This window comes from Lascolabacillus massiliensis, assembly GCF_001282625.1.
Lineage (GTDB): Bacteria > Bacteroidota > Bacteroidia > Bacteroidales > Dysgonomonadaceae > Proteiniphilum > Proteiniphilum massiliensis.
In genome coordinates this window covers 1,505,503-1,530,082 of record NZ_CTEJ01000002.1, presented here as the reverse complement: position 1 = coordinate 1,530,082, position 24,580 = coordinate 1,505,503, and the positions used below count along the sequence as shown (strand labels likewise).

Sequence of the window (24,580 nt, the reverse complement as noted above, 5' to 3'; positions counted from 1 at the left end):
CTTTGGAATATTTCCCAAAAGAATGATATATTTTTTACCTAACAATAATTTAAGTTAAAAAAACTCAGCAAAATTATCAATTTCTACTCTTTGCTTCTTTCTTCCACCTTATCTTGAGGGATGATCAGATTCAGCAATACTCCTATGAGTGCCGACAAACCAATGCCTGTCATGCTAATTTCACCAATCTGCAGAACAGCACCTCCAATTCCTGTAGTAAGTATAAGTGATACAATTATCAGGTTACGGGTATTCCCCATATCAGTTTTGTTAGAAACCATATTATTGATACCCGTTGCTGCGATAGTCCCAAATAATAAAAGCATAATACCACCCAGCACAGATCCGGGTATAGTTTTAAGGATCGCACTGATTTTTCCGATCATAGAGAAAACAATTCCTGTTATAGCTGCAATACGAATAACTACAGGATCGGTAACTTTTGTAAGTACCATAGCACCTGTAACTTCGGAGTATGTTGTAACTGGAGGTCCACCAATTGAACCAGCAATCATACAAGCAATTCCATCTCCCAGCATTGTGCGGTGCAAACCTGGTTTCTTCACAAAATCCTTTCCTGCCACCTGGCTAACTGCATATACGTCGCCAACATGCTCAATTACCGGTGCAATTGCCACAGGTATCATGAACAATATAGCGCCCCATGAAAATTCAGGTTTCTCAAAATGAGGCAAACCAAACCAGGCAGCTTCAGTAATAGGAGACATATCTACCCTTCCTAAGATCACAGCTGCAATGTAACCAACAATGATACCTGCAAATATCGGGATAAGCTTTAGCAGCCCTTTAGCAAACAAGCTCACAACAATTGCAGTAGTAAGTGCAATGATTGCCAGCAACCAGTCCTCTTTTGCCATATCCACACCTGTACCGGCTAAAGAGAGACCGATCAGCATAATTACCGGACCTATCACCACCGGTGGAAACAATCTTTTAATAAGCTTCACCCCCTGCCATTTTACAAGTGCACTCATAACTATATACACAAAACCAACTGCTACCATACCAGAAAGTGTCCCAGCTAAACCATACAGCTCTGTAGCTTTTACTATTGGAGCAATAAATGCGAAACTACTTCCAAGGAAAATTGGAACAATACCCTTTGTAACTAAATGAAATACCAGAGTACCAACACCTGCAGTAAATAATGCTGTTGAGGGATCGAGCCCGACTAAGAGAGGAACTAATACTGTTGCACCGAAAGCAACGAAAAGAAATTGCACTCCAACAATGGTTTTATAAAACGGAGTGAGTTGTTTGTTTTCCATTAATTGTTAAAATATATTTTTTTGGGTGCAAATATAATATATGTAAATCAGTTTTTCAGGATGCTTGAATAGATTTTCTTAATTTTTTAGCTTTATTATTAAATTTATCTTCCTCGCCGAACTCAAAAAGTCGGCGAACTTCACAATTACAGATTTTACATCTGCCATGTACCCTAATATCATTAAACTCTGTAAGATAAAGTTCTGTGATATCAATCCCATTTTTTGCAACATCTCTGCAGTTTAAACAATACACATTGTGCGCTATTGAGCATTTGAAAAAATCTTTATCAGATTCATCAAGCAACAATGCCAGTTGAAACTGGTTAATTTTAATTTCAGATTGAATACTCATAAAACTTGTAATTTAACTCATGGAAACCTGGTTATGCTATATTTTTCACCTCTTTTTAAAAATATACATCAAAGAATTAAGAATTATAACTATCGGTATTTCAATTAAATCGCACAAATGTAATAATTAATTTGTAATAATATTGTATTTATTTTGCAATTTTTTAATCGAATTTAAAACATTACAAATTAGATCTTCTATCATTTTGATATAATATATGTCTATAACAAATTGCAGACAAGCATTAGACAAGAATTCAGGATGTAAACAAATTAAAAAACGGACGCTGAAAATACAACGACCGTTCTTAATTAATTCTTCTTTTAATACTTAAATCAAACTTCTTAGTTCATCCGGAGTGAAATTCATCGCTTTTATAACTCCGTTTTCGTCTATTAAGTAATTTCGGAAGCCTCGATTCAGCTTAAAATCATTATAGATTTCTGAATCTGCCCCATCAATTTCACAAAACTGTGAAATTCCTTCGAGGTTATCCATTTCAAAAGTCCTCTTTATAACATCTTTGTTCTTATCAAAACTGACAGATATAAACGTTGCGTCTGCATCATTCATCTTAAGATAATTATACAGAAGAACATTTGTGGCTCTGGATTGGGCGTCATATGATGCCCAGAAATTAACCACGACTTTTTTGCCTTTATAATCACTTATCTTATAACTATCACCCTCCACATCCGTTAAAATAATATCAGGTATTACTTCTCCCGGATAATAACCTATTGATGGAGCAGCATCCTTTACAGAGCCCGATGATAATACAAGTGAAAATATTGCTATAAGGCAAAAGTTCACGTACCTCATATAAAATAATTTTGGTTAGTAAATAGGCAAGCCGTGCTTCTCGCAGTTGCTAAACCTTTTATTTATAAGGACTTTTCGCTAAAAGTCCGATTTTAAAGAGGTCAAAAGTATGTCATTTTTTTGTAATACCGAATTTTTGAGATAAAAAATTTCATTTCAAATGTTAAATTTGAGGAATTCATTTAATGTTGAACCGAAAAAAACGACTCAACTGCCTCAATTGAAGTATCTTTCAACAACACTCTCTTATCTTTATCCAGTAAATATATGGTAGGAATAGCCTTTATATCGTATAATCTCTGATTAGTAATCTTTAGATCCTTATCATATCCATGCACCCATCCAGTAGGCAAATCAGACAGATGCGACAGCCACTCATCAAGATCCTGATCAGGATATAGAGTAAGTATTGTAAGCATTGTCCTGTTAGCACTATTTCTCGAAAGAGCATTGTTTATAGGCGCTGATTTTGCCATCTGCGCAATTACAGCTTCACAAGTGGGACATCCCGGATTAGAAAACATGAGAATAGTAAATTCACTTTGCAGATCATATAAAGAGTATGAACGACCCGACGCCAGAGTGTAGCTGAAATTATTGGCTCTTTCACCCACTCTGTTCTTCTTTACCATATCCAGCTGAAATTTGTATACCGATTTTGAAACATCTGTCAACATCGAAGATCTTGCAATCTCATTCAACACAGGGATATAATACTCCTCATTACGGAAAGGTGAATTAGGATCGTAGAAATACTTTTCAAAAAGCGAAATAAAATGTACATACATTGCAGTATCTGCCTCAGCGCTCCTGAGAGTATTCACAAGCGATTCATCAGCATTTGCCTTTGGTACGTAATTCAGTATATTGATAAAATCCACAAAAGCCTGTTCAGTAATTTCGGGGCGTCTGGCTAAATCAGCATTACTAAAATCAAACCTGTCCCAATAATGACTTACAAGATATTTTGCACGCTCATCCGTATCTGTTATAACTTCAGGTATATCAGGAAGTACAAATGTATCAGGCACAATTGTCGGAGAGACCACCGATAATTCCTTATCCTTAATATCTCTTTTAGAAGATTGATACTCCTTGCCAGAAGAGCATGAAACAGCAGATAAAATAACAATAAGTAGGGTAAACGAACACAAAGACAAAATATTTCTCATAATACTAACTTCTTATTTTTGCTTATCTCGGTAAAGATAGAAAAACCGTGGAAAAAACCGATATTTTTTTAGTACATTTGTATTTTACTGATCATCCAAATCATCCCGAATATACATGGATACTTTTATTGTTTCTGCTAGAAAATACAGACCATCCACATTCAAAAGCGTGGTTGGGCAAGAGGCTCTGACAACTACATTAAAAAATGCCATTGTCGGCAATAAACTTGCGCATGCATATCTTTTCAGTGGTCCCCGCGGTGTCGGTAAAACCACCTGTGCACGCATTTTCGCGAAAACAATCAACTGCATGAACCTCACTCCCGATAACGAAGCATGTAACAATTGCGAGTCGTGCGTTGCATTCAACCAACAGAGGTCATACAACATCCATGAGCTTGATGCTGCATCCAACAACGGTGTAGATGATATTCGCATGCTGATCGAGCAGGTTCGCATCCCACCACAGATAGGCAAATACAAGGTTTATATTATCGATGAGGTACATATGCTCTCGCAATCTGCCTTCAACTCATTTCTAAAGACACTTGAAGAGCCTCCCTCCCACGCGATATTTATCCTTGCTACAACAGAGAAACATAAGATCATACCCACAATACTATCACGCTGTCAGGTTTATGACTTCAACCGTATAAATATTGCCGATATTGTTGAACATCTGCAATACGTTGCACAGGAAGAGGGCGTTACAGCCGAAGCAGAAGCACTGAATGTTATAGCACAAAAAGCGGATGGCGGTATGCGTGATGCACTATCAATATTTGATCAGACCGCAAGCTTCACACAGGGAAATATAACATACAGAGCAGTAATTGAAAACCTCAATGTACTTGATTACGAATACTATTTCAGACTTACCAACGTTATTCTTGCCGGCAATGTTGTAGATTGCTTGCTGATTCTTAACGATATCCTGAACCGTGGTTTTGAGGGACAATATATCATTAGTGGTGTAGCATCCCACTTCCGTGACCTGCTGGTCTGCAAGGACCCAAAGACAGCCTCTCTATTTGAGGTTGGTGCATCTATAAGAGATCAGTATATCGATACTGCAAAGCAATGTAGTAATGAATTCCTCTACAAAGCTATTGAGATTGCGAATGAGTGCGACCTCAACTACAGGGTTAGCAAAAACAGACGTCTGCTTCTTGAGCTTACACTAATTAAACTGTGTCAACTTCAGGAGAATCCCACATCTGCTGCAGAAAAAAAAAGTTCTATAAAGCCGATTGAGAAAACAGCCTCAGAATCAAAAACTTCGCAAACGGAAGTAAAGAGATCTGACGCAACACCAAAGGCAGAGACAGCTCCAATACAAAAAAAGACAGAACAAACACCTGATGAAACATCAAAGCCAACTACCCCTGTAAAGAAGAAATCTGCCTTAAAAGGAATGGGTATATCCATCTTATCTCTTAGAGATCAGAAAGAGGAAGAGCCCGAAGAAGAGAAAAAAGCAAGCACCGGCAATGGCAACAACCCATTCACGGAAAAAGAGCTTAAAGAAGCATGGGATGAATATGCAGCAAATCTCAAAGGAGAACCGCTACTCAAAAACACCATGAGCCTCTATCATCCCAGACTGATCAGTGATGTAATCTTCGAGGTAGAAGTAAATACCGAGATAAACAAAGAGTACCTTACAAACAGCAGTCTTTCAATCCTTTCATTTCTCAGAAGCAAGGTTAAGAACGACGATCTAACAATGACAATAAAGATTGCAGAAGTAAATGCTATCAAAAAACCACTCACCTCTCGAGAGATATTTGATGAGATGGCAAAAAAGAACCCTTCACTACTGAAACTGTCAGATGAATTTGGTCTGGAGCTGAATTAAGAAACATTTAAACAAATAAAAGAGAGCTTACAAGGGATGAGACTCCAAAATCTTTTCTTCCTGATTTTCTTAATCATTCTATCCTGTAACAATAATAGAAGAGATTCAGCGACCCCTGCAGATATCCATGCAGATTCCACTGCAGAGGATCTACAAAATATTATACAGGAACCTGTGCTACCCGACACAATAATAGATGCAAGCTATACTTTTGATGAAGCAGTAGAGTATTCAGAAGCACCCGAAGAAATAATCAGTCAGCTTGAACTGGTTGATGTATATTACATATCCACTGATGGCAAGATTCACAAAGGGCAGGTGGTTACTAACCGACAAATCGCCAATGATATAAAAGAGATTTTCAGCTTCATGTTAGATGAGGGATTTGTAATTGAAAAAGCAATACCAATAGTAAAATATGGCTGGAATGATAGTCTATCTATGGCTGACAACAACAGCTATAGCTTCTGCTATAGAAACATATCCTATTCAAAACATGCCACAGGAATGGCAATTGATATAAATCCAAGATTCAATCCACTCAGATGGAAAAACATAGACAGACCAAACACTCCAGCCGGAGCGGTGTTGGACACAACTGTCAACGGCACACTATACCCCGGCCACATAGTTGCAAATGAGTTCCGCAGGTTAGGATTCAGGTGGGGACATACCTTCACTAAATACTATGATGATCATCACTTCGAGAAAAGGTGATTACTTATATGCCCAGTTCTCACTATCCAGATTCCTGTAATTTATAGCCTCTGCAATATGAACGGGTTTTATATTCTCACTGTTATCAATATCAGCGATAGTACGGGCAACCTTTAATATACGGTCGTATGCTCTTGCCGAAAGCGATCGTCGCTCCATTGCTGTTTTGAGCAACTTCAGTCCCGCAGCATCAGGCTGTGCAAATCTGTGCAGCATCCGGCTTGTCATCTGCGCATTAGAATGAACACCCTTTACACTCTTAAATCTCTTACGTTGTATCTCCCTTGCCCTGATAACCCTCTCTCTTATATCAGAACTCTTCTCTGAAGAAGCCCTACCAGATATCTTCTCAAATGGTACAGGAACAATCTCAATCTGTATATCTATTCTATCCATGAGCGGACCTGATATTTTATTGAGGTACTTAAGAACAGAGCCGGCAGGACATACACACTCCCTGTCAGGGTGATTATGATAGCCGCAGGGACAAGGATTCATGGCTGCTACCAGCATAAATCCGGCAGGATATTTAACACTGTATTTTGATCTTGATATGGTAATTTCACGATCCTCAAGAGGTTGACGCAGCACCTCAAGAACACTCCTATTAAATTCAGGCAGCTCATCCAGAAACAGTATCCCGTTGTGAGCCAGACTTATTTCTCCAGGCTGCGGATTAGTACCACCCCCAACCATTGCAACATTACTGATTGAGTGATGAGGTGTTTGAAAAGGGCGGTTAAACATTAGAGATGAGTTCAAATCAGTCCTTCCCGCCACACTATGTATTTTGGTTGTCTCGAGTGCCTCGTCCAGAGTAAATGGAGGTAGAATTGATGGCACCCTTTTAGCCATCATAGATTTGCCTGATCCAGGGGGACCAACCATAATTATATTATGGCCTCCTGCTGCAGCAACTTCAATTGCTCTTTTTACATTCTCCTGACCCTTAACATCTGAGAAATCAAGCTCATAATCAGATATGCTATTTCTGAATTCCTCATCAAGGTCAACCTTGGTTACATCAGGCAGTTCGTTGTTATTGAACATATCAACCACCTCTCTAATATTGCTGACACCATAAACATCCAGGCCCTCCACAACAGCAGCCTCCTTAGCATTCGCCAATGGCAGAACAAGCCCTTTAAAGCCATTTTCTTTTGCCATTATAGCAATAGGCAAGGCACCTCGCAGGGGCAGAACAGAGCCATCAAGCGAAAGCTCACCCATAATAAGATAATCACCAAGCTTATCCGTTCTCACAGACTCAGAAGCTGCCAGGATTCCAACAGCCAGCGGGAGATCGTACGCCGAACCCTCTTTCCTGATATCTGCGGGCGACATATTAATAACTACTTGTTTGCGAGGGAATTTAAGCCCATTTACTTCCAGAGCCGACACAATACGTTCGTGACTCTCCTTTACGGAAGTATCCGGTAACCCAACAAGGAGAAACCGGATACCTCTAGAGCAGTTTACTTCAATAGTGATTAGAGTTGCATCTATACCTTGAACAGCTGCTCCAAATACTTTGACCAGCATTTGTTACAGTTTTTCAGATTATATTTTTTAAATTAATTATCTAATGATTTGTTGATTACCTCAGCAACCTCCTGGGAAGGAACATTCCTCTCCATTATAACACCGTCAGGTTTAACAAGTATGTTAAATGGTATATACTGCACATTTAACAAATCAACTATATCAGATCCCCAGCTTCTTTTTTCGGGAACTATTGTCCAGGGTATCGAATCTTGTTGAGGATAATCTACAGGGTAAATATCTGAATCAATATATACAGAAACAAATTCAACCTTGCTGCTATCGAGCTTTTCATACTCATTTTTCAGAAGCTCAATTGTTTCCCGTGACTCAATTCCTGAAGAGGAAACAAATGAAAGAAGCAGGTATTTACCTTTGTAATCATAAGAATTTATAGTATCACCCTTTAGATCGTGCAACTGAAAATATGGAATTATTGCACCTTCTGCAGAGCGGTTCACCTTCTCGGAATATGCATATAATCGTTTTGCAATTCGCGTCTCTTTTATATCACCCTCAATATATCCCAAAACCCTCTCCAGTGCTAATGGAGTATCGCTGTTCATAAAGAAATTACTTATAAGCACAAGACTGGATAGTTTTGTAGGATTTTCACGTATATACTCCTCTGCCCTTAAAGTTAGTTCATGATTCAGCAGGTTCATGCTAGCGATATCATCATTTCTGTTTAAAGTATTAAACTGTATAGAATCCGAATCACCACTTATATTGAAATTGAAAAGCAATTGACCTCGCTGTTTCAGCAGATCCTGGTTTTGCTTCTTGAACAGAGTAAGATCATCATTGATTTCATTACCGTTAACTCTTATCAGATCAGGCAATTTAGCATCACCAACAACTTTTAATTTTTGGTTCTTGTCAGCATAAACTACAGCAGCACTCTCATAGTTATTCATATAGATAGTGAATGTAGTCAGTGAATCTATATCAACATTATAAGAGAACCCTCCAGTGCTATTAACCGGTATAGTATCAATTACCAGCGTATCAGAAGAAAGATATGTAGCAAGAAGATAAGGATAGTCAAGACTGGTTATTTCACCTTTAATGACAGTTCCATCTCCCCTACTGCATGTGATAGTTAGTAGTATTGATACACAAATAATTATGCCTATAAATAGCCTGGACATTACTTATATCTGAATATTATAATTCGCAAAGGTATTCTATTTTTTTAAATATTCAATGATTTTCACATTTTTTTATTTGTTTTTATCAATCACAATCAACAGTCACAAATAAATTGAAGAACGAAAGAAAATGTTTAGTTTTGTACAGAATAAAAAAAAGATCACCTATGCAATTCTCGGTTATAATACCAGTCTTCAACCGTCCCGACGAGCTGGACGAACTACTAATGAGTCTTTCTAATCAGACCTTCAAGCAGTTTGAAGTTATAATCGTAGAAGATGGATCAACACTAAAGAGTGATAAGGTAGCCGGTAAATATACCGATCGGCTTAACATTAACTATTTCGAAAAAGCAAATTCGGGCCCCGGCTTAAGTAGAAATGCAGGAGCAGAGCTTGCACAGTATGAGTGGCTTATCTTTTTCGACTCCGACTGCATCATACCCGAGAGTTACCTGGAGAATGTAGTCAGATTCCTTTCATCTTACAATACAGATGCTTATGGAGGACCAGATGCTGCACTCCCCGGCTTTACCACCATACAAAAAGCTATCAACTACTCTATGACCTCCTTCTTTACTACGGGAGGAATAAGAGGAGGAAAAAAATCGATAGATAAATTTCACCCACGTAGTTTCAACCTTGGCGTAACAAAAAAAGCATTTAAAGCAGTTGGTGGATATGGAAAGATGAGATTTGGAGAAGATATCGACTTTAGTCTCCGCCTCATTAAGTCAGGATTTAAAACTGCACTTATTACCGATGCTTATGTTTACCATAAGAGAAGGTCCACCTTCCGTCAGTTTTTCAAACAGGTCTATAATTCAGGAATTGCCAGAATCAATCTGCACCTGCTGCATCCCGGCTCACTTAAATTAGTTCACTCACTTCCCGCCTGCTTTGTGGTTGGAATGGCAGCAATGGTGTTACTATCAGTAATATCACCTCTGTTCCTCCTGACACCTGTAGTATACTCTATAGTTATCTTCATAGATTCACTCAAAATCAGCAAATCATTCAATGTAGCCCTATATAGCATTGCAGCATCATGGATACAGCTCACAGGCTATGGAACAGGATTTTTGTCAGCTGTCTGGAAACGACTGATTCTAAATAAAGGAGAGTTTAAAGCTTTCGAGAAAAAGTTCTACGACTAAACCTTAGCACCGTAGGCAAGATCGCCTGCATCACCAATACCTGGAACAATATAAGAAGACTCATTCAATCCCGGATCAATTGCAGCAGCCCATATAGTAGTTTTATCCTCAGGGAAATGCATCTTGCAGTAGTCAATAGCCTGCTGACTTGCAATTATAGTTGCAATATGAATTTTAGATGGATTCCCTTTTGTAAGCAGTGCCCTGTAAGTAAGCTCCATGCTACTTCCAGTGGCAAGCATCGGATCAGTAAGAATCAATGTTTTACCTTCTATAGAGGGTGAAGCAATATATTCAATGTGGATATCAAACGACTGATGCCCCGTCTCTTTATACTTCCTGTAAGCAGATACAAACGCGTTTTCCGCACCATCAAAATAATTAAGCATACCGTGATGAAACGGCAAACCCGCTCTAAGGATAGTAGCAATCACTATCTCCTCATCAGGAATATTTGCATCAGCAACATCTAGTGGAGTATTAACACTTATGGTTTTATAGGCTAACTGCTTACTAATTTCATAAGCCATGATTTCTCCAATCCTCTCTATATTTCTGCGAAAACGAAGTCTGTCATTTTGGATTGTTATATCTCTTATTTCGCGTATATAGATACTGATTAGCGAATTTTGCTCCGAAAAGTTAATTATTTGCATAGGGATAAATTTATTTTCGGAAAACAAAGGTACAATTTTTCGTTCTTTATCTAAACTTTTATATCCTTTTTTTGTTGAATTAGAGGTTTGAAGGAGAAAAAATCACCAATTAAAGAAAATTTTCTTTAATTCCTTTCCAGAATAAAATAATTTGTATATTTTTGTACAGTTGTTTCAGGTTTAAAATACAGAATAAGTTTTATACAATCATAAACATTAAACCCTAATTATTAAGATGGCAAATTTAGATTTAAGCAAGTACGGAATTGTGGGGGATTTTGAAATAGTTCACAATCCTTCTTACGAGACTCTCTTTCAAGATGAGATGAATCCTGCAAATGAAGGTTTCGAAAAAGCTAAGCTAACAAAGAGTGGTGCAACAGCTGTATACACAGGTAAGTTCACAGGTCGTTCTCCTAAGGACAAATACTTCGTGAAAGACGACGTAACAAAAGACACTCTTTGGTGGGATGGTACTATCAACCGCCCATGTTCAAAAGAAGCATTCAACTATTGCAAGGGTCGTGTAACTACTCAGCTTTCTAAAGCTAAAAAACTTTATGTAGTTGACACATTCTGCGGTACAAATGAAGACACCCGCATGAAAGTACGTTTCATCATGGAAGTAGCATGGCAGGCTCATTTTGTGACCAACATGTTCATTCGTCCTTCTCACTACGAGCTTGCTCATTACGGAGAGCCTGATTTCGTGTGCTTAAACGGATCTAAAACTACCAACGATAAATGGCAGGAGCACGGATTAAATTCTGAAAACTTCACCCTGTTCGATCTTACCGAAAAAATGCAGGTTATCGGTGGAACATGGTATGGTGGTGAAATGAAAAAAGGTATTTTTGCCCTTATGAACTACTATCTGCCATTACGCGGTATCGCTTCAATGCACTGCTCTGCAAACGTTGGCAAAGATGGTGATGTAGCTATCTTCTTTGGTCTTTCAGGAACTGGTAAAACAACTCTTTCTGCCGACCCAAAACGCTTCTTGATTGGTGACGACGAGCACGGATGGGATGACAACGGAGTATTCAACTACGAAGGTGGTTGCTATGCAAAAACTGTAAACCTGAGCGAAGAGAACGAACCAGACATCTGGAGAGCTATCCGTCGCGATGCACTTCTAGAAAACGTTGCTGTTGATGATGAAGGTAATATCGATTTCTCTGACATCTCTGCAACAGAAAATACACGTGTATCCTATCCAATTTACCACATCAGCAAAATTGTATTGCCATCTCGTGCAGGACATGCTAAAAAGATCATCTATCTTTCAGCTGATGCATTTGGTGTATTACCTCCGGTATCAATCTTGGATAACAACCAGGCACAGTATCACTTCCTATGCGGATTTACCAGTAAGCTTGCAGGTACAGAGCGTGGAATTACTGAACCGGTTCCATCATTCTCACCAGCTTTCGGTGAAGCTTTCCTAACTGTTCACCCAACAATTTATGCACAGCGTCTTGCTGAGAAAATGGAGCAGCACAATGCAAAAGCATATCTTGTAAACACAGGATGGAACGGAACAGGAAAACGTATCTCATTGAAAGATACTCGTGCTATCATTGATGCTATCATCGATGGTTCAATTGAAGAGGCTGAAACAATTCATATTCCAATTATGAATCTTACTGTACCTGCTAAATTGAATAATGTATCAGATATCCTTGACCCACGTTCAACTTATGCAGATAAGAGCGAATGGGAAGCAAAAGCTAAGAAACTTGCAGCTATGTATATTGAAAACTTCAAACAGTATACCGACACTGATGCAGCTAAAGCTTTGATCCCTTCAGGTCCACAGTTAGACTAATACATTTATTTGATCATAAACTATCAGGGAAAACATTCTGTTTCCCGACTGCTTTAAAAGAAACCATCCCAATTATCGGGATGGTTTCCTTTTTTTATGCAGAATATCTACCTTTATTAGTATATTTCATCCATATCTTAACCTAACCTGCCCCCTACCTCCTACTTATAATGACCCTGTTTATATAAGCCATATAAGAAGAAGATAAGAGCCGGGTAAGAGTCGGATAAGAGGAAAGTCAGAGTGAAACTTGATATGCCCTGAAATAAGTTTATATTATATGTAAATAAATCAGGACAACACAAACTGATCCAGAAATTGAAAGAGAATTATAAATGCAAATGCAGATTCCTCTAAATTTTTGGGAAGTTTTTGAAGATAAGTTGTTTAATAATAAAACATAAACTCTAATAACTATGAGCCGAGGATTTGTCAAAGAGGATGATCAGGAAAAAATACCCATTGTGCCACCCAGAGCTTTTTTACCTGAAGGAGAAATTAATTATGTAACCCAAGCAGGGATGGATGAGTTATTGGCTGAGAGGGAGAGCCTTGTCTTAGAAAGAGAAAGTCTTAACATTGCAGACGAATATGAAAAATGGGTTGCCCAGAAATTTATTAATGCGAAAATATTTCTGCTTGATAACAGAATAGATTCAGCTGTAGTGATCAATTTAGAAGATCAACCACAAAATGAGATAAGGTTTGGAGCAACAGTTACCTTAAAGATAGAGGAAACAAACAAGATAAAAACTTTTCAAATTGTAGGCGTTGATGAAGCCGATGTCTCGAAAGGCAAAATATCCTTTCTGTCACCTTTGGCAACAGTACTGACTAACAAGAAAGTTGGAGATAAAGCTGTTTTAAAACGAGATAACAAAGATATTCTATTTGAGGTATTGAAGATTGAGTATATTTAAAAGGGGAGTGATAATTGAGGGTTGTTAAATAAAAAAACTCCCTCAAGACTTCTCTTAAGGGAGCTAGTAATTGGTTTTTTGTTGTGCGGTCGAAGGGACTCGAACCCCCACGTCTCTCGACACTAGATCCTAAGTCTAGCGCGGCTACCAATTACGCCACGACCGCAATGGGAGTGCAAAGATACAATTTATTTTTAATTTAATCAGTTTTAGGGAAAGAATTTTTTATTATTTCCTCAACTATTTTAGGATAATGCTCATATTCAAGGGCGTGAACCTTGTTGGCGATATCTTCGGGTGTGTCGGTTGGCAAAACTTCACAGGTGGATTGAAATATAATGTCTCCCTCATCATAGTTTTCATTTACATAATGTATAGTGATTCCCGAGTGCTGATCACCGCCTGCTTTTACTGCCTGATGCACATAATCACCATACATTCCTTTGCCACCATATTTAGGAAGAAGTGCAGGATGTATATTTACTATACGTTCGGGATAAGACAACAAGATTGTTTCGGGTACTTTTAAAAGGAATCCTGCAAGTACTATAAAATCTGTATTATAATCTTTGAGTGTCTTTAATATAGATGTGCCATCGGCAAAATCGCTCTTGCAAAATGTAACAGAAGGGATGCCAAGTTTTTTAGCTCGCTCATGCACATATGCATTGACCCTGTTTGATACTATAAGTACAATATTAATATCGAGATTATTAAGAAAATAATTGGCGATATTTTCGGCATTACTGCCATTACCTGAGGCAAAAATTGCTAGATTTACCATTTAAAAGCTGATTTTTTTGCACAAATATGGTTTATTTGTGCACTTTTTTGATTTTTACTGTACAAAAGCTTGCACAATTAGAGAAAATTTGTGTTACTTTGCAAACGCAAATTTAAGAATAATATTTTATTTATTAATTAATATTGAAAGTTATGTCAGAAGTAGCACAAAGAGTGAAATCGATCATTGTCGACAAATTAGGTGTTGAAGAATCTGAAGTTACAGAAACTGCAAGCTTCACTAATGATTTAGGAGCTGATTCACTTGATACAGTAGAGTTGATTATGGAATTCGAAAAAGAATTCAACATCTCAATTCCAGACGATCAGGCAGAAAAGATCTCAAGTGTTGGCGATGCGATTGCATATGTAGAACAACACGCGAAATAATCGATTCTATTCATGGAATTAAAAAGAGTTGTAGTAACAGGCCTGGGAACCATCAACCCGCTGGGCAACGACGTGAAAACCACGTGGGAAAACGCTTTAGCAGGTAAAAGTGGTGCCGGGCCTATTACTCATTTCGATGCATCACTTTTCAAGACTCAGTTTGCTTGTGAAGTAAAGGATTTTGATCCAAACAATCTTTTCGAGAGAAAAGAGGCAAGGAAATATGACCGATACTCACAATTTGCCATTCACGCAGCGAAAGAGGCAATGGAGGATTCAGGTCTGGATCTTGACAAGGAAAACAGAGACAGAATAGGTGTGATATTCTCTGCCGGTATTGGCGGAATAAGAACTTTTGAAGAAGAGGTAGGCAATTATTATCTTGAAAAAGATAGAGCCCCTAGATTTAATCCTTTTTTCATTCCGAAAATGATAGCCGATATTGCTGCAGGGCATATCTCTATGATTTATGGACTGAGGGGTCCTAACTATGCAACCGTATCAGCCTGTGCTTCATCAACTAACGCTATTGTTGATGCGTTCAATCTGATTAGACTTAATAAAGCTAATGTGATTGTATCAGGAGGGTCGGAGGCCACTATTAGTGCTGCTTCTGTTGGAGGGTTCAATGCAATGCACGCACTTTCAACAAGAAACGAATCTCCGGAAAAGGCTTCACGACCATTTAGTGCCAGCCGCGATGGATTTGTTATTGGTGAGGGTGGTACTGTTCTGGTTCTTGAAGAACTGGAGCACGCCTTAGCTCGTGGAGCTAAAATTTATGCAGAAGTAGTTGGAGGAGGAATGTCGGCTGATGCTTATCACATCACTGCTTCTCATCCTGAAGGACTTGGTGCCAAACTTGTTATGCGAAATGCATTGGAAGATGCTGAACTGACACCAGAAGATATAGATTATATTAATGTACACGGAACTTCTACACCGGTAGGTGATATATCTGAGGTGAAAGCAATTAAGGATGTATTTGGCGATCATAGCTATAAGTTAAACATCAGTTCTACCAAATCAATGACCGGTCACCTGCTGGGAGGCGCTGGAGCAATGGAAGCGCTCTTCTGTATACTGGCATTGAAAGATCAGATAGTTCCCCCAACCATTAACTATGTAGAAGGGGATAACGATCCGGAAATTGACTACAATCTGAATTTTACATTCAACAAAGCTCAAAAAAGAGAGATAAGAGCTGCGTTATCTAATACTTTTGGCTTTGGGGGACACAACGCAAGTGTAATTCTCAAGCAATACAATAAGTAATGTGTTAAGAAGATTAGTAAAAAGGATTAAGGCTATTCCACACAGAGGGAAGGAGCCTTACCTTACTTTTTATAATGTACTGGGATTTTATCCTGATAGGATTGATCTGTACAGGGAAGCCATGACTCACCGCTCTTCTTCTGTCCGTTCCAAGAAAGGGAAATGGGTGAATAACGAGCGACTTGAATTCTTGGGTGACGCTATATTGGATGCAATTGTAGCGGATATTCTATATAAGAAATTTGAAAACAAGAAGGAGGGCTTCCTTACAAGTACGCGTTCTCGAATAGTACAAAGGGAAACTTTGAACAAACTTGCAATTAATCTGGGACTGGACAAACTGATTGTTTCAGCTACCCGGAATCTTGCACACAATACAAATATTTATGGTGATGCGCTTGAAGCTCTGATCGGGGCTATATATCTCGACCAGGGTTATCGTGTTGCCAAGAAGTTTGTTTTTGAGACGATGATCAAGCAACATATTAATATTGAAAAAGTACTTAAGAGTGAGGTAGATTTTAAATCAAGATTAATTGAATGGGGACAGAAAAACAGGGTTGATGTTATCTTTGAGGTGACTGATTCGTCATACGACTCACAAAATAACCCGGTTTTTGTATCCTGTGTTAAGGTAGGTAATGTAGAGATTGGCTCAGGTAAAGGTTACTCAAAGAAAGAATCTCATCAGAAAGCTGCAAAAATGGCAATTAAGAAATTGCGAGAAAGTAATGATTTGCAGGACGTTCTGATAGAATCAATAAAATCTGAGACTGAGTCGGAAGATAACGATATGGAATCTTAAGGGGTTTTACCAAACCCCGAAAGAGATTCCCATTTTTTTACCTTGAACCACAAGATCTGTATCAGGAGTAATTAGTCGCAGTTTCCCTTCAACTTCTGATAAAGGTACATCAGATATTTTATTGCCTAGTTTAGCTACCATGCGACCAAACTTTCCTTCATGTATAAGGTCAGCTGCATGACCGCCTAATAGAGTACCGAGAATTTTATCACTTGGCGAGGGTGATCCGCCTCTTTGTATGTAACCCAAAACGGTTTCACGTGTTTCATACCCTGTCTGCTCCTCAATCTCTCTGGCAAAATATGTTGCCGGACGTTCCTTTGTTGGAAGCTCCACTCCTTCAGCAACTGCAACAATTGAGTATGCTTTACCCAACTCCATACGTTTATTTATCTTGTCGATTATAACCTTCATGTTGTACCCCAACTCAGGGAGTAATATTATATCTGCTCCACCTGCCATACCGGCATAAAGTGTGATCCATCCTGCATGATGACCCATAAGCTCGATAACCATAACACGACGGTGTGAGCTGGCTGTAGAATGCAGACGGTCTATAGCATCTGTTGCAATATTTACAGCTGTATCAAATCCAAAGGTTACATCAGTGCCATAAACGTCATTATCTATAGTTTTTGGAACACCTATAACGTTTAATCCCAGCTGCGACAGCATGTATGTCGTACGCTGTGTTCCATTGCCTCCAATACATACAAGACAATCGAGTCCAAGCTCCTGATAGGCTGCCTTAATCTGTTCCCTGTCCTTCTCATCGGGAGAGGTAATCATTTTACGGAATACCTTCTCTCTTGCAGTACCCAGTATAGTACCACCTAAATTCAAGATTCCAGAAAGTGATGCATCAGTTAGCTCTACAATATCTTTGTATAGCAGACCTGAGAATCCGTTCTGAATACCTATCACTTGCATGCCATAGTTATTGATGGCTGTTTTACCTACACCGCGAATGGTAGCATTGATTCCGGGTGCATCTCCACCTGATGAAAGAATTCCGATTTTCATTTGATTAATGTTTTAAATTTTCTGTTGCTCTTATACGCAAAGTAAACAAAAAAGAGGAATAACAGATGTAATATGTAAGAAATATTAATTTGTTTTTGAGTAAATAATTTGTGCAGCTCTGTCTGATGCTCCGCTTTCTCCCAGTATATCACGCATCTCCTTGTAGTTGTTAAGCATGTTTTGTCGGTACTTCTGCACATGCAGCATCTGCCCCAGCTCTTTCCGCACATTCTCTACTGTGAATGTAGCGGCAAAATACTCTTTAACTACCTCCTGCCCGCAAATAAGATTTACAAGTGAGATATATGGCGTATGGAGTATATTTCTAAACGCCCAGCTTGAGAGTCTGGGTGAAGGCATGCTGTAACAGACAACTTGAGGAACATTTAATATTGCTGTTTCCAATGTGGCTGTACCGGAGGTCACCAGCGCTGCATCTGATTGTGCGAGAATTCTGTAAGTCTGATCAAATAGTACAACAATATCCGGGTTGGATAGAGTATAGTTTTTATAGAATTCGCGATCTATACCTGGGGCACCTGCTATAATAAACTGGTATCCATCTGCATAGCTTTCTACAGACTTCAGCATTAATGGGAGATTTCCGGCAATCTCCTGTTTCCTGCTTCCTGCAAGCAAAGCTATTATTGGTTTGTCAGGAAGATTATTCGATTTTATAAAATCGCTGAAAGTTTCATCTTTATGATCTCTGCCGGCAATAGCATCAACAGTGGGATTACCTACATAATGAACGTCATAGTTATGCTTTTTAAAGAATTCTACCTCAAATGGCAGGATGCAAAGCATCTCGTCAACATACTTCTTGAATGATTTTACACGATACTCTTTCCAGGCCCATACTTTTGGTGATATATAGTAAAAAACAGGTATCTTCAGTTCTGTCTTTACATACTTTGCAATTTTTAAGTTGAAACCCGGATAATCAACAAGTATTACAGCATCGGGATTATAGTTAGCTATATCTTTTTTGCAAATAGAGAGGTTCTTTAATATAGTGCGGCTGTTCATTATAACAGGGATGATTCCCATAAAGGCCATCTCCCTGTAATGCTTTACGAGTGTACCTCCGGCAGACTTCATGAGGTCTCCTCCAAAAAAGCGGAATTCTGCCTCTTTATCCAACTGTTTTAATGATTTCATTAGGTTGGATGCATGCAAATCTCCGGATGCTTCGCCGGCTACTATATAATATTTCATAGATAAACCTTTTTATATGAGAACAAGATGGAGTCTATTAAAGTTCCCACTCTTTTAATTCAGGAATGAGATCATGTGCAGTCATATCTATTTTCACCGGTACCACTGCAGCATAACCGTTGGCTAATGCCCATTCATCGTTGTTTACGTTATCTGCCTCCCAGTTTTCGAAATTGCCTGTCATCCAGAAAACGTCTCTTCCGATACCATCCTGAGAGCGCTGGTATTCATTAACCCATTTACCCTGAGTTTGTGTAGTCATTCTTATTCCTTTTACCTCTCCTACAGGTACATTCACATTAAGACAAATTCCCTTGGGGAGTCCATCGCTTAAAACTTTCCTTGCAAGCTTTTCTGCAATTCTGGCTGTGTAAGTGAAGTCGGCATCAGGTGTAAAATCGCACAATGAAAATGCAATTGATGGAATATTGGATACACACCCTTCAAGTGCAGCTGCTACTGTTCCTGAATACAATACACTGATTCCTGCATTGGAACCGTGATTGACACCTGAAACTAAAAGATCGGGCTTTCGCTCCAGAAACTCATTTAGCGCCAGCTTAACACAATCAACCGGTGTTCCGTTGCACATATATGCTGTAAGGTTTTCCTCCTGATGATAGATTCTGGCACGTAGCGGATGAGCTGTTGTTATGGCACTAGACATGCCTGAACGGTGCGAATCGGGGGCGAAGACTACAAGCTCCCCCAACCCTTTCATCGCATTTATTAACTCGGCAATTCCCTTTGCCTGATATCCATCATCATTAGTTATAAGAATCAGTGGCTTTCTGTCGCTCATTATATTTTGATTTTAATTTTTTTCTGTTTTTTGAATTTTTAGAGATACAAATATAAGGAAAATCAAGTAGTTTGCCATATACCATAATTATGGTAAACAATCATATTTACGAACTTGATAATAAAGTTCAACTTTTTTATAACTTTGTGCGTTCACCATATGAATGTTTATAACAAAATAGTTAAAATGAAAAAGATATCTAATTTTCTGCTGCTGTTACTAATATTCCCGATAGTAGCTTTTTCTCAAGAAGTAAGTCCAGTTAAAAATGTAATAGTGATGATTCCTGATGGTACATCACTTAGTGTTTACTCTGCTGCCAGATGGTTTAAGCATTATAACGGATTAGGAGAAGGGCTCAATGTTGATCCTTATATATCAGGAACGGTAACAACATTCTCCTCTAATGCACCTATTGGTGACTCGGCGCCAACCGGGTCGACTTACGCTTCGGGTGTATTACAGCAAACCGGTAATGTTTCTATTCATCCGGAGGTTTCGGATAATGATATATTTCCTGTTGATGGTAATCGTACATATCAGCCTGCAGCAACAATTCTTGAAGCATCTAAATTGCTAAAGAATAAGGCTGTGGGACTTGTTGTGACTTGTGAATTTCCTCATGCTACGCCTGCCGACTTTTCAGCACACTATTATAACAGGGGCAATTATAATGCTATAGCACCCCAAATAGCTTATCAGAATCTGGATGTGCTGTTTGGGGGCGGAAACAGTATCCTCACTGATGATATTAAGCAACATTTTAATAACAAGGGTATTACTCTTATTCAGGATGATAAAGATGCTTTACTTAATTTTGATGGTGATGGTAAAGTATGGGCTCTGTTTGGTGAAAAAGCATTACCATATAATATTGACAGAAATCCTGACAGAGTACCCTCTATTGCTGAGATGACAACAAAAGCACTTGAAATTCTTTCTGAAAAGGAGAATGGATTTTTCCTAATGGTTGAGGGTAGTCAGGTTGACTGGGCTGCTCACGCTAATGATGCAGCGACTATGATTAATGAGTACCTGGCTTTTGATGAGGCTGTGGGGAAAGTAATTGAGTTTGCTAAGAAGGATGGCAATACTGCAGTGGTTATTCTTGCAGATCACGGGAATAGCGGATTCTCTATTGGTTCAAGAGAATGCCCTGGTTATGACAAGCTTTCAATTGATCAGCTGTTTGAAACTGTTTCTGGTATTAAATTGAGTGCAAACGGACTCGAGTCTATTTTAATAAAAACTGATCCTGCTAATATTAAAAATGTATTCAGAGATTATACCGGGATTGATATAACTGACGAGGAGCTCCAGACTCTCCTATCTTCTCGTAATTATCAGGAGGGTGATTATACAAAGGTTGGTACAAGCAACAATATGGCACATAATATCCTGAATATACTGAACTCACGCATGTGCTTTGGATTTACAACAGGAGGGCACACCGGTGAAGAGGTGCTTCTATCTGCATACCACCCACAGGGTGATACTCCTAAGGGACATCTTACCAATGTTCAGGTTAATGAGTACCTGCAAAAGGTGTCCGGACTTGATATTAGTCTGCAGGAACTATCGGACAGAATCTTTGTAAAGCATTCTGAAGTTTTTAATGGTATGACAATGAAAACCGACAAAAGTGATCCCGCATTTCCTGTTCTTAATATCAAAAAAGGGAAAAACACTTTGGAAGTTAAGGCTTTCTCTTCAGTGGGTAAGTTGAACGGGAAACCATTTGATATTGGCTCTGTTGTGGTTTATATCGATAAGAATGATACTTTCTATCTTCCTGAGAGCCTGAAAGAAAAATTAAACTAACTGTTCTTAATTAGCAGTTACATTTCCCTGAAACGAAATCGCCTGGCGGTTGACATCATTTACGCTCAACCGCCCGGTTCCGTTTTCAAATATATCAAAGTTGAACACTACCTGTCGATCGAGATCGTTAATAAGAATATTCACTAACCAGTTGCCGGCTTTTTTACCGGGATTAATCTGATACTCAAAATCTGTACTTGTAAACAAATAACCACCTTCGCGAGGATCCATGGGAGCAGTGTAGGCTCTACCGTAATATGGTAAATGGGCTTGTACAGTATCTGCTGAGACCTTTACTGAATAGTAGGGAGAAAGGTAGATTGATTTGAATCCGGATGGATATGCATAAGTTGCCTCGAAGGTAAAGTTTGGCATTTGAACAGCATTTTCAATTTCTTCAGCTAATTGTGCTTTTTCTGCTGCTGTTTGTGCGCTTCCGCAAGCAGAAAAGAGTAGAATGGTTAGAAGTAAAAACAGACCATTAATTGTTATCCTTTTCATAATCACCTCCATAACTATTTATCTGATATTCAATTGGACACACTAAATAAACAACTGAAAAGTGGATATTGTTTTTAGGTTTTGGGCTATCAGAAATGTATCAGGGAAAATATGCGACAGATAAAAAAGGAGCAATATAAGTATCATTGAATATGCAATGTAGATATGCGTTTTGGATGTTGTCCTGGAATAGAAATATGAACATATCAGAGATAACATGGATACTGATAGGAGCATAAAGAAGAGTGTCTCTTTCCAATATACAATCTGCAATAGCAACAAAATGATGATAAGGTAAATCATGAACTGCATCAGGTTAAGTGTGATCACTTTGTCGCGCGCATACTCGTTTGCACTAAAGATTATGTTTATGATATAGAAAACAGCAATAAATACTACTGACAACCATTCAAAAATATTGTATGTTGGTAAGTCAGGTATGGAGAATTTTATCAGATTGGCTAAAGGAAACAGGAATGCCTGAATATCATCAATAACAAAACAGTAAGAAAACAGTGAAATATATACAAGAAAGGCACCAAATATTGAGGCAAGGAAAGAGTGTAACTGGGGACCTCGCATTGTTCTTTCACCTATCCACCATAATGTGATTAAAAAGAGTGCATAAATCTGAAAAAGAGATGCTACCGCTATGAGAACGGATGACCTGAATGAGTAGAGATATGAATTTGGTTTCTGATAGGACTCTAACAGTGGGATGAAAGAGAAAAGGATAAATATTATTGCAATATAGTTGCCTGTCATCACCAAACAGTATGGGTGCAGACTCAGGAAATATAGTGGTACTATAAATGGCAGATTAGAGCGAGAACGGATGATGCTGTATCTGTTGTTGATAGTGAAGAGCAACCACGAAATTATAATTACAGATATAGTGGATGATATGAATGATATTAAGGGGTTATCAAACAGATGTGATATATAATCCCAAAGGTAGTTATCGTCTGCAACGCTAATTTCAGGTAATCCCTTTTTGTAAAACAGCACAACTCTCATTACAATTACGAAAAGGGTTGTAAGCACTATAGCAAAACGTCCCTCAACGAAATTGTTACGAAAGGATTTTACAACAGGATGCATCAGCTGATTATTTAAATATCGGATTGTAGATCAAAACCAATATCTTTTCTGTAATAGCTTTTATCAAAATCTATTTTCTCGATATTTTTATATGAAGTTTCCAGGGCTTCTTCAATACTGTTGCCATATGATGTGACTGACAATACACGCCCACCTGAAGAGATTACCTGACCATCGAGTGTTGATGTGCCGGCATGAAAGACAATGCTGTCTGTAACAGTATCGAGGCCCGTAATAATTTTCCCTTTTTCATAGGCTTCAGGATATCCTCCTGAAACCATCATGATGGTGGCTGCACATCTATTATCAATTTCGAGCTGTTTCTGATCTAATGTCTCTGTAGTTACTGAAATAAACAGGTCGAGAAGGTCTGACTTAATCAGAGGGATTACAACTTCTGACTCAGGATCTCCCATTCTAACATTATATTCAATTACTTTAGGTTCTCCCTGCACATTAATCAGTCCGATAAAGATAAAACCTTTATAATCAATATTTTCTTTTTTGAGACCTTCTACTGTTGGTTCAACAATTCTTGTTCTCACTTTTCCCATGAACTCATCATCAGCAAAAGGTACTGGAGATACTGCACCCATTCCTCCGGTATTTAAACCTGTATCGCCCTCACCTATACGTTTATAGTCTTTGGCAACAGGAAGTATTTTATATGAAGTGCCATCAGTAAGTACGAATACTGAACACTCAATTCCTGACATGAACTCTTCTATTACTACTTTCTTGCCGGCTGTTCCGAATTTACCGTCAAGGATCTCTTTTAACTTCTGTTTTGCAGTATCCAGGTCTTCAATTATCAGAACCCCTTTTCCTGCAGCCAATCCATCTGCTTTAAGCACATAGGGTGCATGGAGTGTGTTTAGAAAAGAGTTGCCTTCAGCAATATTATCAAGTGTAACTGTTTTATAAAGTGCCGTAGGGATGTTGTTACGGAACATAAACTTCTTGGCGAAATCCTTACTGCCTTCCAGTTGAGCTCCATCGCGGGAGGGACCAATTACAGCAATATGACATATATCCTCATCATCATGGAAAAAATCATAGACTCCCTGAACGAGAGGATCTTCAGGGCCAACAACAATCATGTCTATGTCGTGACTTAAAGAGAATTCCTTCATTGATGCAAAATCTGTTACACTGAAAGGGACATTTGTCCCAAGCATAGCTGTTCCTGCATTACCTGGAGCTATGTAGAGATTGTTTAAGTAGCTGCTCTTTCGGATTTTCCAAGCTAAAGCGTGCTCCCGACCACCGGATCCAAGAATAAGGACGTTCATATAATCTATAGTTATATTTAGAAGTTTATACAAAGCTACTAAAAAAAATCAAAATAAAAATGAGTTCTAATAAAATGGAGTTATTGTTATCTTTGCACTCCG

Annotated in this window: 23 protein-coding genes and 1 tRNA gene; 9 read left to right on the top strand and 15 right to left on the bottom strand. The window is 38.5% G+C overall.

Features of this window, described 5'->3' with window-relative positions; all coding sequences use genetic code 11:
* Window positions 1-83 precede the first annotated feature (83 nt).
* From BN1354_RS11195 to BN1354_RS11180, 4 genes are all read right to left on the bottom strand, one after another.
* On the bottom strand, window positions 84-1,289 hold the full coding sequence (locus BN1354_RS11195) for a uracil-xanthine permease family protein (RefSeq protein WP_053827156.1): 1,206 nt from the start codon (window positions 1,287-1,289) through the stop codon (window positions 84-86).
* A gap of 55 nt (window positions 1,290-1,344) precedes the next feature.
* A complete protein-coding gene (locus tag BN1354_RS11190; protein WP_053827155.1) occupies window positions 1,345-1,644 on the bottom strand; it encodes a hypothetical protein in 300 nt (99 codons plus the stop codon).
* Between the two features lie 330 nt (window positions 1,645-1,974).
* Window positions 1,975-2,466, bottom strand: coding sequence for a TlpA family protein disulfide reductase (locus BN1354_RS11185; protein ID WP_045090422.1), 492 nt, complete (start codon window positions 2,464-2,466; stop codon window positions 1,975-1,977).
* A gap of 182 nt (window positions 2,467-2,648) precedes the next feature.
* Complete coding sequence (locus BN1354_RS11180; protein ID WP_045090423.1) at window positions 2,649-3,638, bottom strand: DUF5106 domain-containing protein; 990 nt, start codon at window positions 3,636-3,638, stop codon at window positions 2,649-2,651.
* 115 nt (window positions 3,639-3,753) lie between these two features.
* Here BN1354_RS11180 and BN1354_RS11175 point away from each other — a divergent pair, with 115 nt between their 5' ends.
* Window positions 3,754-5,496: a DNA polymerase III subunit gamma/tau gene (locus BN1354_RS11175; RefSeq protein WP_053827154.1), complete on the top strand. Its 1,743-nt coding sequence runs from the start codon at window positions 3,754-3,756 to the stop codon at window positions 5,494-5,496.
* A 36-nt stretch (window positions 5,497-5,532) separates the two neighbouring features.
* Entirely contained in the window at window positions 5,533-6,213 is a 681-nt protein-coding gene (locus BN1354_RS11170) for a M15 family metallopeptidase (RefSeq protein ID WP_074010764.1), read from the top strand.
* On the opposite strand, the gene BN1354_RS11165 is transcribed toward BN1354_RS11170, so the two are convergent.
* Both BN1354_RS11165 and BN1354_RS11160 read right to left on the bottom strand, forming a co-directional pair.
* Window positions 6,214-7,755, bottom strand: a complete 1,542-nt coding sequence (locus BN1354_RS11165) for a YifB family Mg chelatase-like AAA ATPase (RefSeq protein WP_045090425.1) — start codon at window positions 7,753-7,755, stop codon at window positions 6,214-6,216.
* A gap of 32 nt (window positions 7,756-7,787) precedes the next feature.
* Window positions 7,788-8,906: a redoxin domain-containing protein gene (locus tag BN1354_RS11160; RefSeq protein WP_053827153.1), complete on the bottom strand. Its 1,119-nt coding sequence runs from the start codon at window positions 8,904-8,906 to the stop codon at window positions 7,788-7,790.
* Between the two features lie 167 nt (window positions 8,907-9,073).
* Between BN1354_RS11160 and BN1354_RS11155 the strand changes: the two genes are divergently transcribed.
* Window positions 9,074-10,063: a glycosyltransferase gene (locus BN1354_RS11155; RefSeq protein WP_053827152.1), complete on the top strand. Its 990-nt coding sequence runs from the start codon at window positions 9,074-9,076 to the stop codon at window positions 10,061-10,063.
* Here the strand turns inward: BN1354_RS11155 and upp are convergent.
* Window positions 10,060-10,719, bottom strand: a complete 660-nt coding sequence (gene upp, locus BN1354_RS11150; protein ID WP_045090428.1) for a uracil phosphoribosyltransferase — start codon at window positions 10,717-10,719, stop codon at window positions 10,060-10,062. The two genes, BN1354_RS11155 and upp, sit on opposite strands and share 4 nt — an antisense overlap.
* A 235-nt stretch (window positions 10,720-10,954) precedes the next feature.
* Between upp and pckA the strand changes: the two genes are divergently transcribed.
* Both pckA and BN1354_RS11140 read left to right on the top strand, forming a co-directional pair.
* Window positions 10,955-12,547, top strand: a complete 1,593-nt coding sequence (pckA, locus tag BN1354_RS11145; protein ID WP_045090429.1) for a phosphoenolpyruvate carboxykinase (ATP) — start codon at window positions 10,955-10,957, stop codon at window positions 12,545-12,547.
* Between the two features lie 416 nt (window positions 12,548-12,963).
* A complete protein-coding gene (locus BN1354_RS11140; protein WP_053827151.1) occupies window positions 12,964-13,467 on the top strand; it encodes a GreA/GreB family elongation factor in 504 nt (167 codons plus the stop codon).
* 84 nt (window positions 13,468-13,551) lie between these two features.
* On the opposite strand, the gene BN1354_RS11135 is transcribed toward BN1354_RS11140, so the two are convergent.
* Window positions 13,552-13,633, bottom strand: a tRNA-Leu gene (locus BN1354_RS11135).
* Between the two features lie 33 nt (window positions 13,634-13,666).
* Window positions 13,667-14,251, bottom strand: coding sequence for a phosphoribosylglycinamide formyltransferase (purN, locus tag BN1354_RS11130; protein ID WP_053827150.1), 585 nt, complete (start codon window positions 14,249-14,251; stop codon window positions 13,667-13,669).
* Between the two features lie 152 nt (window positions 14,252-14,403).
* Here purN and BN1354_RS11125 point away from each other — a divergent pair, with 152 nt between their 5' ends.
* Genes BN1354_RS11125 through rnc form a run of 3 tightly spaced genes read left to right on the top strand, consistent with a single transcriptional unit; the run spans window position 14,404 to window position 16,720 of the window.
* Window positions 14,404-14,640: an acyl carrier protein gene (locus BN1354_RS11125; RefSeq protein WP_045090432.1), complete on the top strand. Its 237-nt coding sequence runs from the start codon at window positions 14,404-14,406 to the stop codon at window positions 14,638-14,640.
* 12 nt (window positions 14,641-14,652) lie between these two features.
* Complete coding sequence (gene fabF, locus BN1354_RS11120) at window positions 14,653-15,915, top strand: beta-ketoacyl-ACP synthase II (protein WP_045090433.1); 1,263 nt, start codon at window positions 14,653-14,655, stop codon at window positions 15,913-15,915.
* A gap of 1 nt (window position 15,916) precedes the next feature.
* Complete coding sequence (gene rnc / locus BN1354_RS11115; RefSeq protein WP_053827149.1) at window positions 15,917-16,720, top strand: ribonuclease III; 804 nt, start codon at window positions 15,917-15,919, stop codon at window positions 16,718-16,720.
* A gap of 6 nt (window positions 16,721-16,726) precedes the next feature.
* Here rnc and BN1354_RS11110 read toward each other — a convergent pair whose 3' ends face one another.
* From BN1354_RS11110 to surE, 3 genes are all read right to left on the bottom strand, one after another.
* Window positions 16,727-17,743: an ATP-dependent 6-phosphofructokinase gene (locus BN1354_RS11110; RefSeq protein ID WP_045090435.1), complete on the bottom strand. Its 1,017-nt coding sequence runs from the start codon at window positions 17,741-17,743 to the stop codon at window positions 16,727-16,729.
* 84 nt (window positions 17,744-17,827) lie between these two features.
* Window positions 17,828-18,961, bottom strand: a complete 1,134-nt coding sequence (gene lpxB, locus BN1354_RS11105; protein ID WP_053827148.1) for a lipid-A-disaccharide synthase — start codon at window positions 18,959-18,961, stop codon at window positions 17,828-17,830.
* A 37-nt stretch (window positions 18,962-18,998) separates the two neighbouring features.
* Window positions 18,999-19,763 carry a 5'/3'-nucleotidase SurE gene (gene surE, locus BN1354_RS11100; RefSeq protein ID WP_053827147.1) on the bottom strand — a complete coding sequence of 255 codons (765 nt, stop codon included), beginning with the start codon at window positions 19,761-19,763 and terminating at the stop codon, window positions 18,999-19,001.
* A 186-nt stretch (window positions 19,764-19,949) separates the two neighbouring features.
* On the opposite strand from surE, the gene BN1354_RS11095 reads away from it, so the two are divergent.
* Window positions 19,950-21,584 (top strand): alkaline phosphatase, encoded by a 1,635-nt coding sequence (locus BN1354_RS11095; RefSeq protein ID WP_053827280.1) that lies wholly within the window; start codon window positions 19,950-19,952, stop codon window positions 21,582-21,584.
* A 6-nt stretch (window positions 21,585-21,590) separates the two neighbouring features.
* On the opposite strand, the gene BN1354_RS11090 is transcribed toward BN1354_RS11095, so the two are convergent.
* The 3 genes from BN1354_RS11090 to purD are packed head-to-tail and all read right to left on the bottom strand — an operon-like array spanning window position 21,591 to window position 24,478.
* Window positions 21,591-22,085: a DUF4251 domain-containing protein gene (locus BN1354_RS11090; RefSeq protein WP_045091014.1), complete on the bottom strand. Its 495-nt coding sequence runs from the start codon at window positions 22,083-22,085 to the stop codon at window positions 21,591-21,593.
* Window positions 22,086-22,127: 42 nt separating this feature from the next.
* Complete coding sequence (locus tag BN1354_RS11085; RefSeq protein ID WP_053827146.1) at window positions 22,128-23,186, bottom strand: hypothetical protein; 1,059 nt, start codon at window positions 23,184-23,186, stop codon at window positions 22,128-22,130.
* Between the two features lie 11 nt (window positions 23,187-23,197).
* Window positions 23,198-24,478, bottom strand: a complete 1,281-nt coding sequence (gene purD / locus BN1354_RS11080; protein WP_053827145.1) for a phosphoribosylamine--glycine ligase — start codon at window positions 24,476-24,478, stop codon at window positions 23,198-23,200.
* Window positions 24,479-24,580: the final 102 nt, after the last annotated feature.

Excerpts from the sequence above, each read along its gene's own strand:
- BN1354_RS11195 (WP_053827156.1), bottom strand. The coding sequence starts at position 1,289 with ATGGAAAACAAACAACTCACTCCGTTTTATAAAACCATTGTTGGAGTG.
- BN1354_RS11190 (WP_053827155.1), bottom strand. The coding sequence starts at position 1,644 with ATGAGTATTCAATCTGAAATTAAAATTAACCAGTTTCAACTGGCATTG.
- BN1354_RS11185 (WP_045090422.1), bottom strand. The coding sequence starts at position 2,466 with ATGAGGTACGTGAACTTTTGCCTTATAGCAATATTTTCACTTGTATTA.
- BN1354_RS11180 (WP_045090423.1), bottom strand. The coding sequence starts at position 3,638 with ATGAGAAATATTTTGTCTTTGTGTTCGTTTACCCTACTTATTGTTATT.
- BN1354_RS11175 (WP_053827154.1), top strand. The coding sequence starts at position 3,754 with ATGGATACTTTTATTGTTTCTGCTAGAAAATACAGACCATCCACATTC.
- BN1354_RS11170 (WP_074010764.1), top strand. The coding sequence starts at position 5,533 with ATGAGACTCCAAAATCTTTTCTTCCTGATTTTCTTAATCATTCTATCC.
- BN1354_RS11165 (WP_045090425.1), bottom strand. The coding sequence starts at position 7,755 with ATGCTGGTCAAAGTATTTGGAGCAGCTGTTCAAGGTATAGATGCAACT.
- BN1354_RS11160 (WP_053827153.1), bottom strand. The coding sequence starts at position 8,906 with ATGTCCAGGCTATTTATAGGCATAATTATTTGTGTATCAATACTACTA.
- BN1354_RS11155 (WP_053827152.1), top strand. The coding sequence starts at position 9,074 with ATGCAATTCTCGGTTATAATACCAGTCTTCAACCGTCCCGACGAGCTG.
- upp (WP_045090428.1), bottom strand. The coding sequence starts at position 10,719 with ATGCAAATAATTAACTTTTCGGAGCAAAATTCGCTAATCAGTATCTAT.
- pckA (WP_045090429.1), top strand. The coding sequence starts at position 10,955 with ATGGCAAATTTAGATTTAAGCAAGTACGGAATTGTGGGGGATTTTGAA.
- BN1354_RS11140 (WP_053827151.1), top strand. The coding sequence starts at position 12,964 with ATGAGCCGAGGATTTGTCAAAGAGGATGATCAGGAAAAAATACCCATT.
- purN (WP_053827150.1), bottom strand. The coding sequence starts at position 14,251 with ATGGTAAATCTAGCAATTTTTGCCTCAGGTAATGGCAGTAATGCCGAA.
- BN1354_RS11125 (WP_045090432.1), top strand. The coding sequence starts at position 14,404 with ATGTCAGAAGTAGCACAAAGAGTGAAATCGATCATTGTCGACAAATTA.
- fabF (WP_045090433.1), top strand. The coding sequence starts at position 14,653 with ATGGAATTAAAAAGAGTTGTAGTAACAGGCCTGGGAACCATCAACCCG.
- BN1354_RS11110 (WP_045090435.1), bottom strand. The coding sequence starts at position 17,743 with ATGAAAATCGGAATTCTTTCATCAGGTGGAGATGCACCCGGAATCAAT.
- lpxB (WP_053827148.1), bottom strand. The coding sequence starts at position 18,961 with ATGAAATATTATATAGTAGCCGGCGAAGCATCCGGAGATTTGCATGCA.
- surE (WP_053827147.1), bottom strand. The coding sequence starts at position 19,763 with ATGAGCGACAGAAAGCCACTGATTCTTATAACTAATGATGATGGATAT.
- BN1354_RS11095 (WP_053827280.1), top strand. The coding sequence starts at position 19,950 with ATGAAAAAGATATCTAATTTTCTGCTGCTGTTACTAATATTCCCGATA.
- BN1354_RS11090 (WP_045091014.1), bottom strand. The coding sequence starts at position 22,085 with ATGAAAAGGATAACAATTAATGGTCTGTTTTTACTTCTAACCATTCTA.
- BN1354_RS11085 (WP_053827146.1), bottom strand. The coding sequence starts at position 23,186 with ATGCATCCTGTTGTAAAATCCTTTCGTAACAATTTCGTTGAGGGACGT.
- purD (WP_053827145.1), bottom strand. The coding sequence starts at position 24,478 with ATGAACGTCCTTATTCTTGGATCCGGTGGTCGGGAGCACGCTTTAGCT.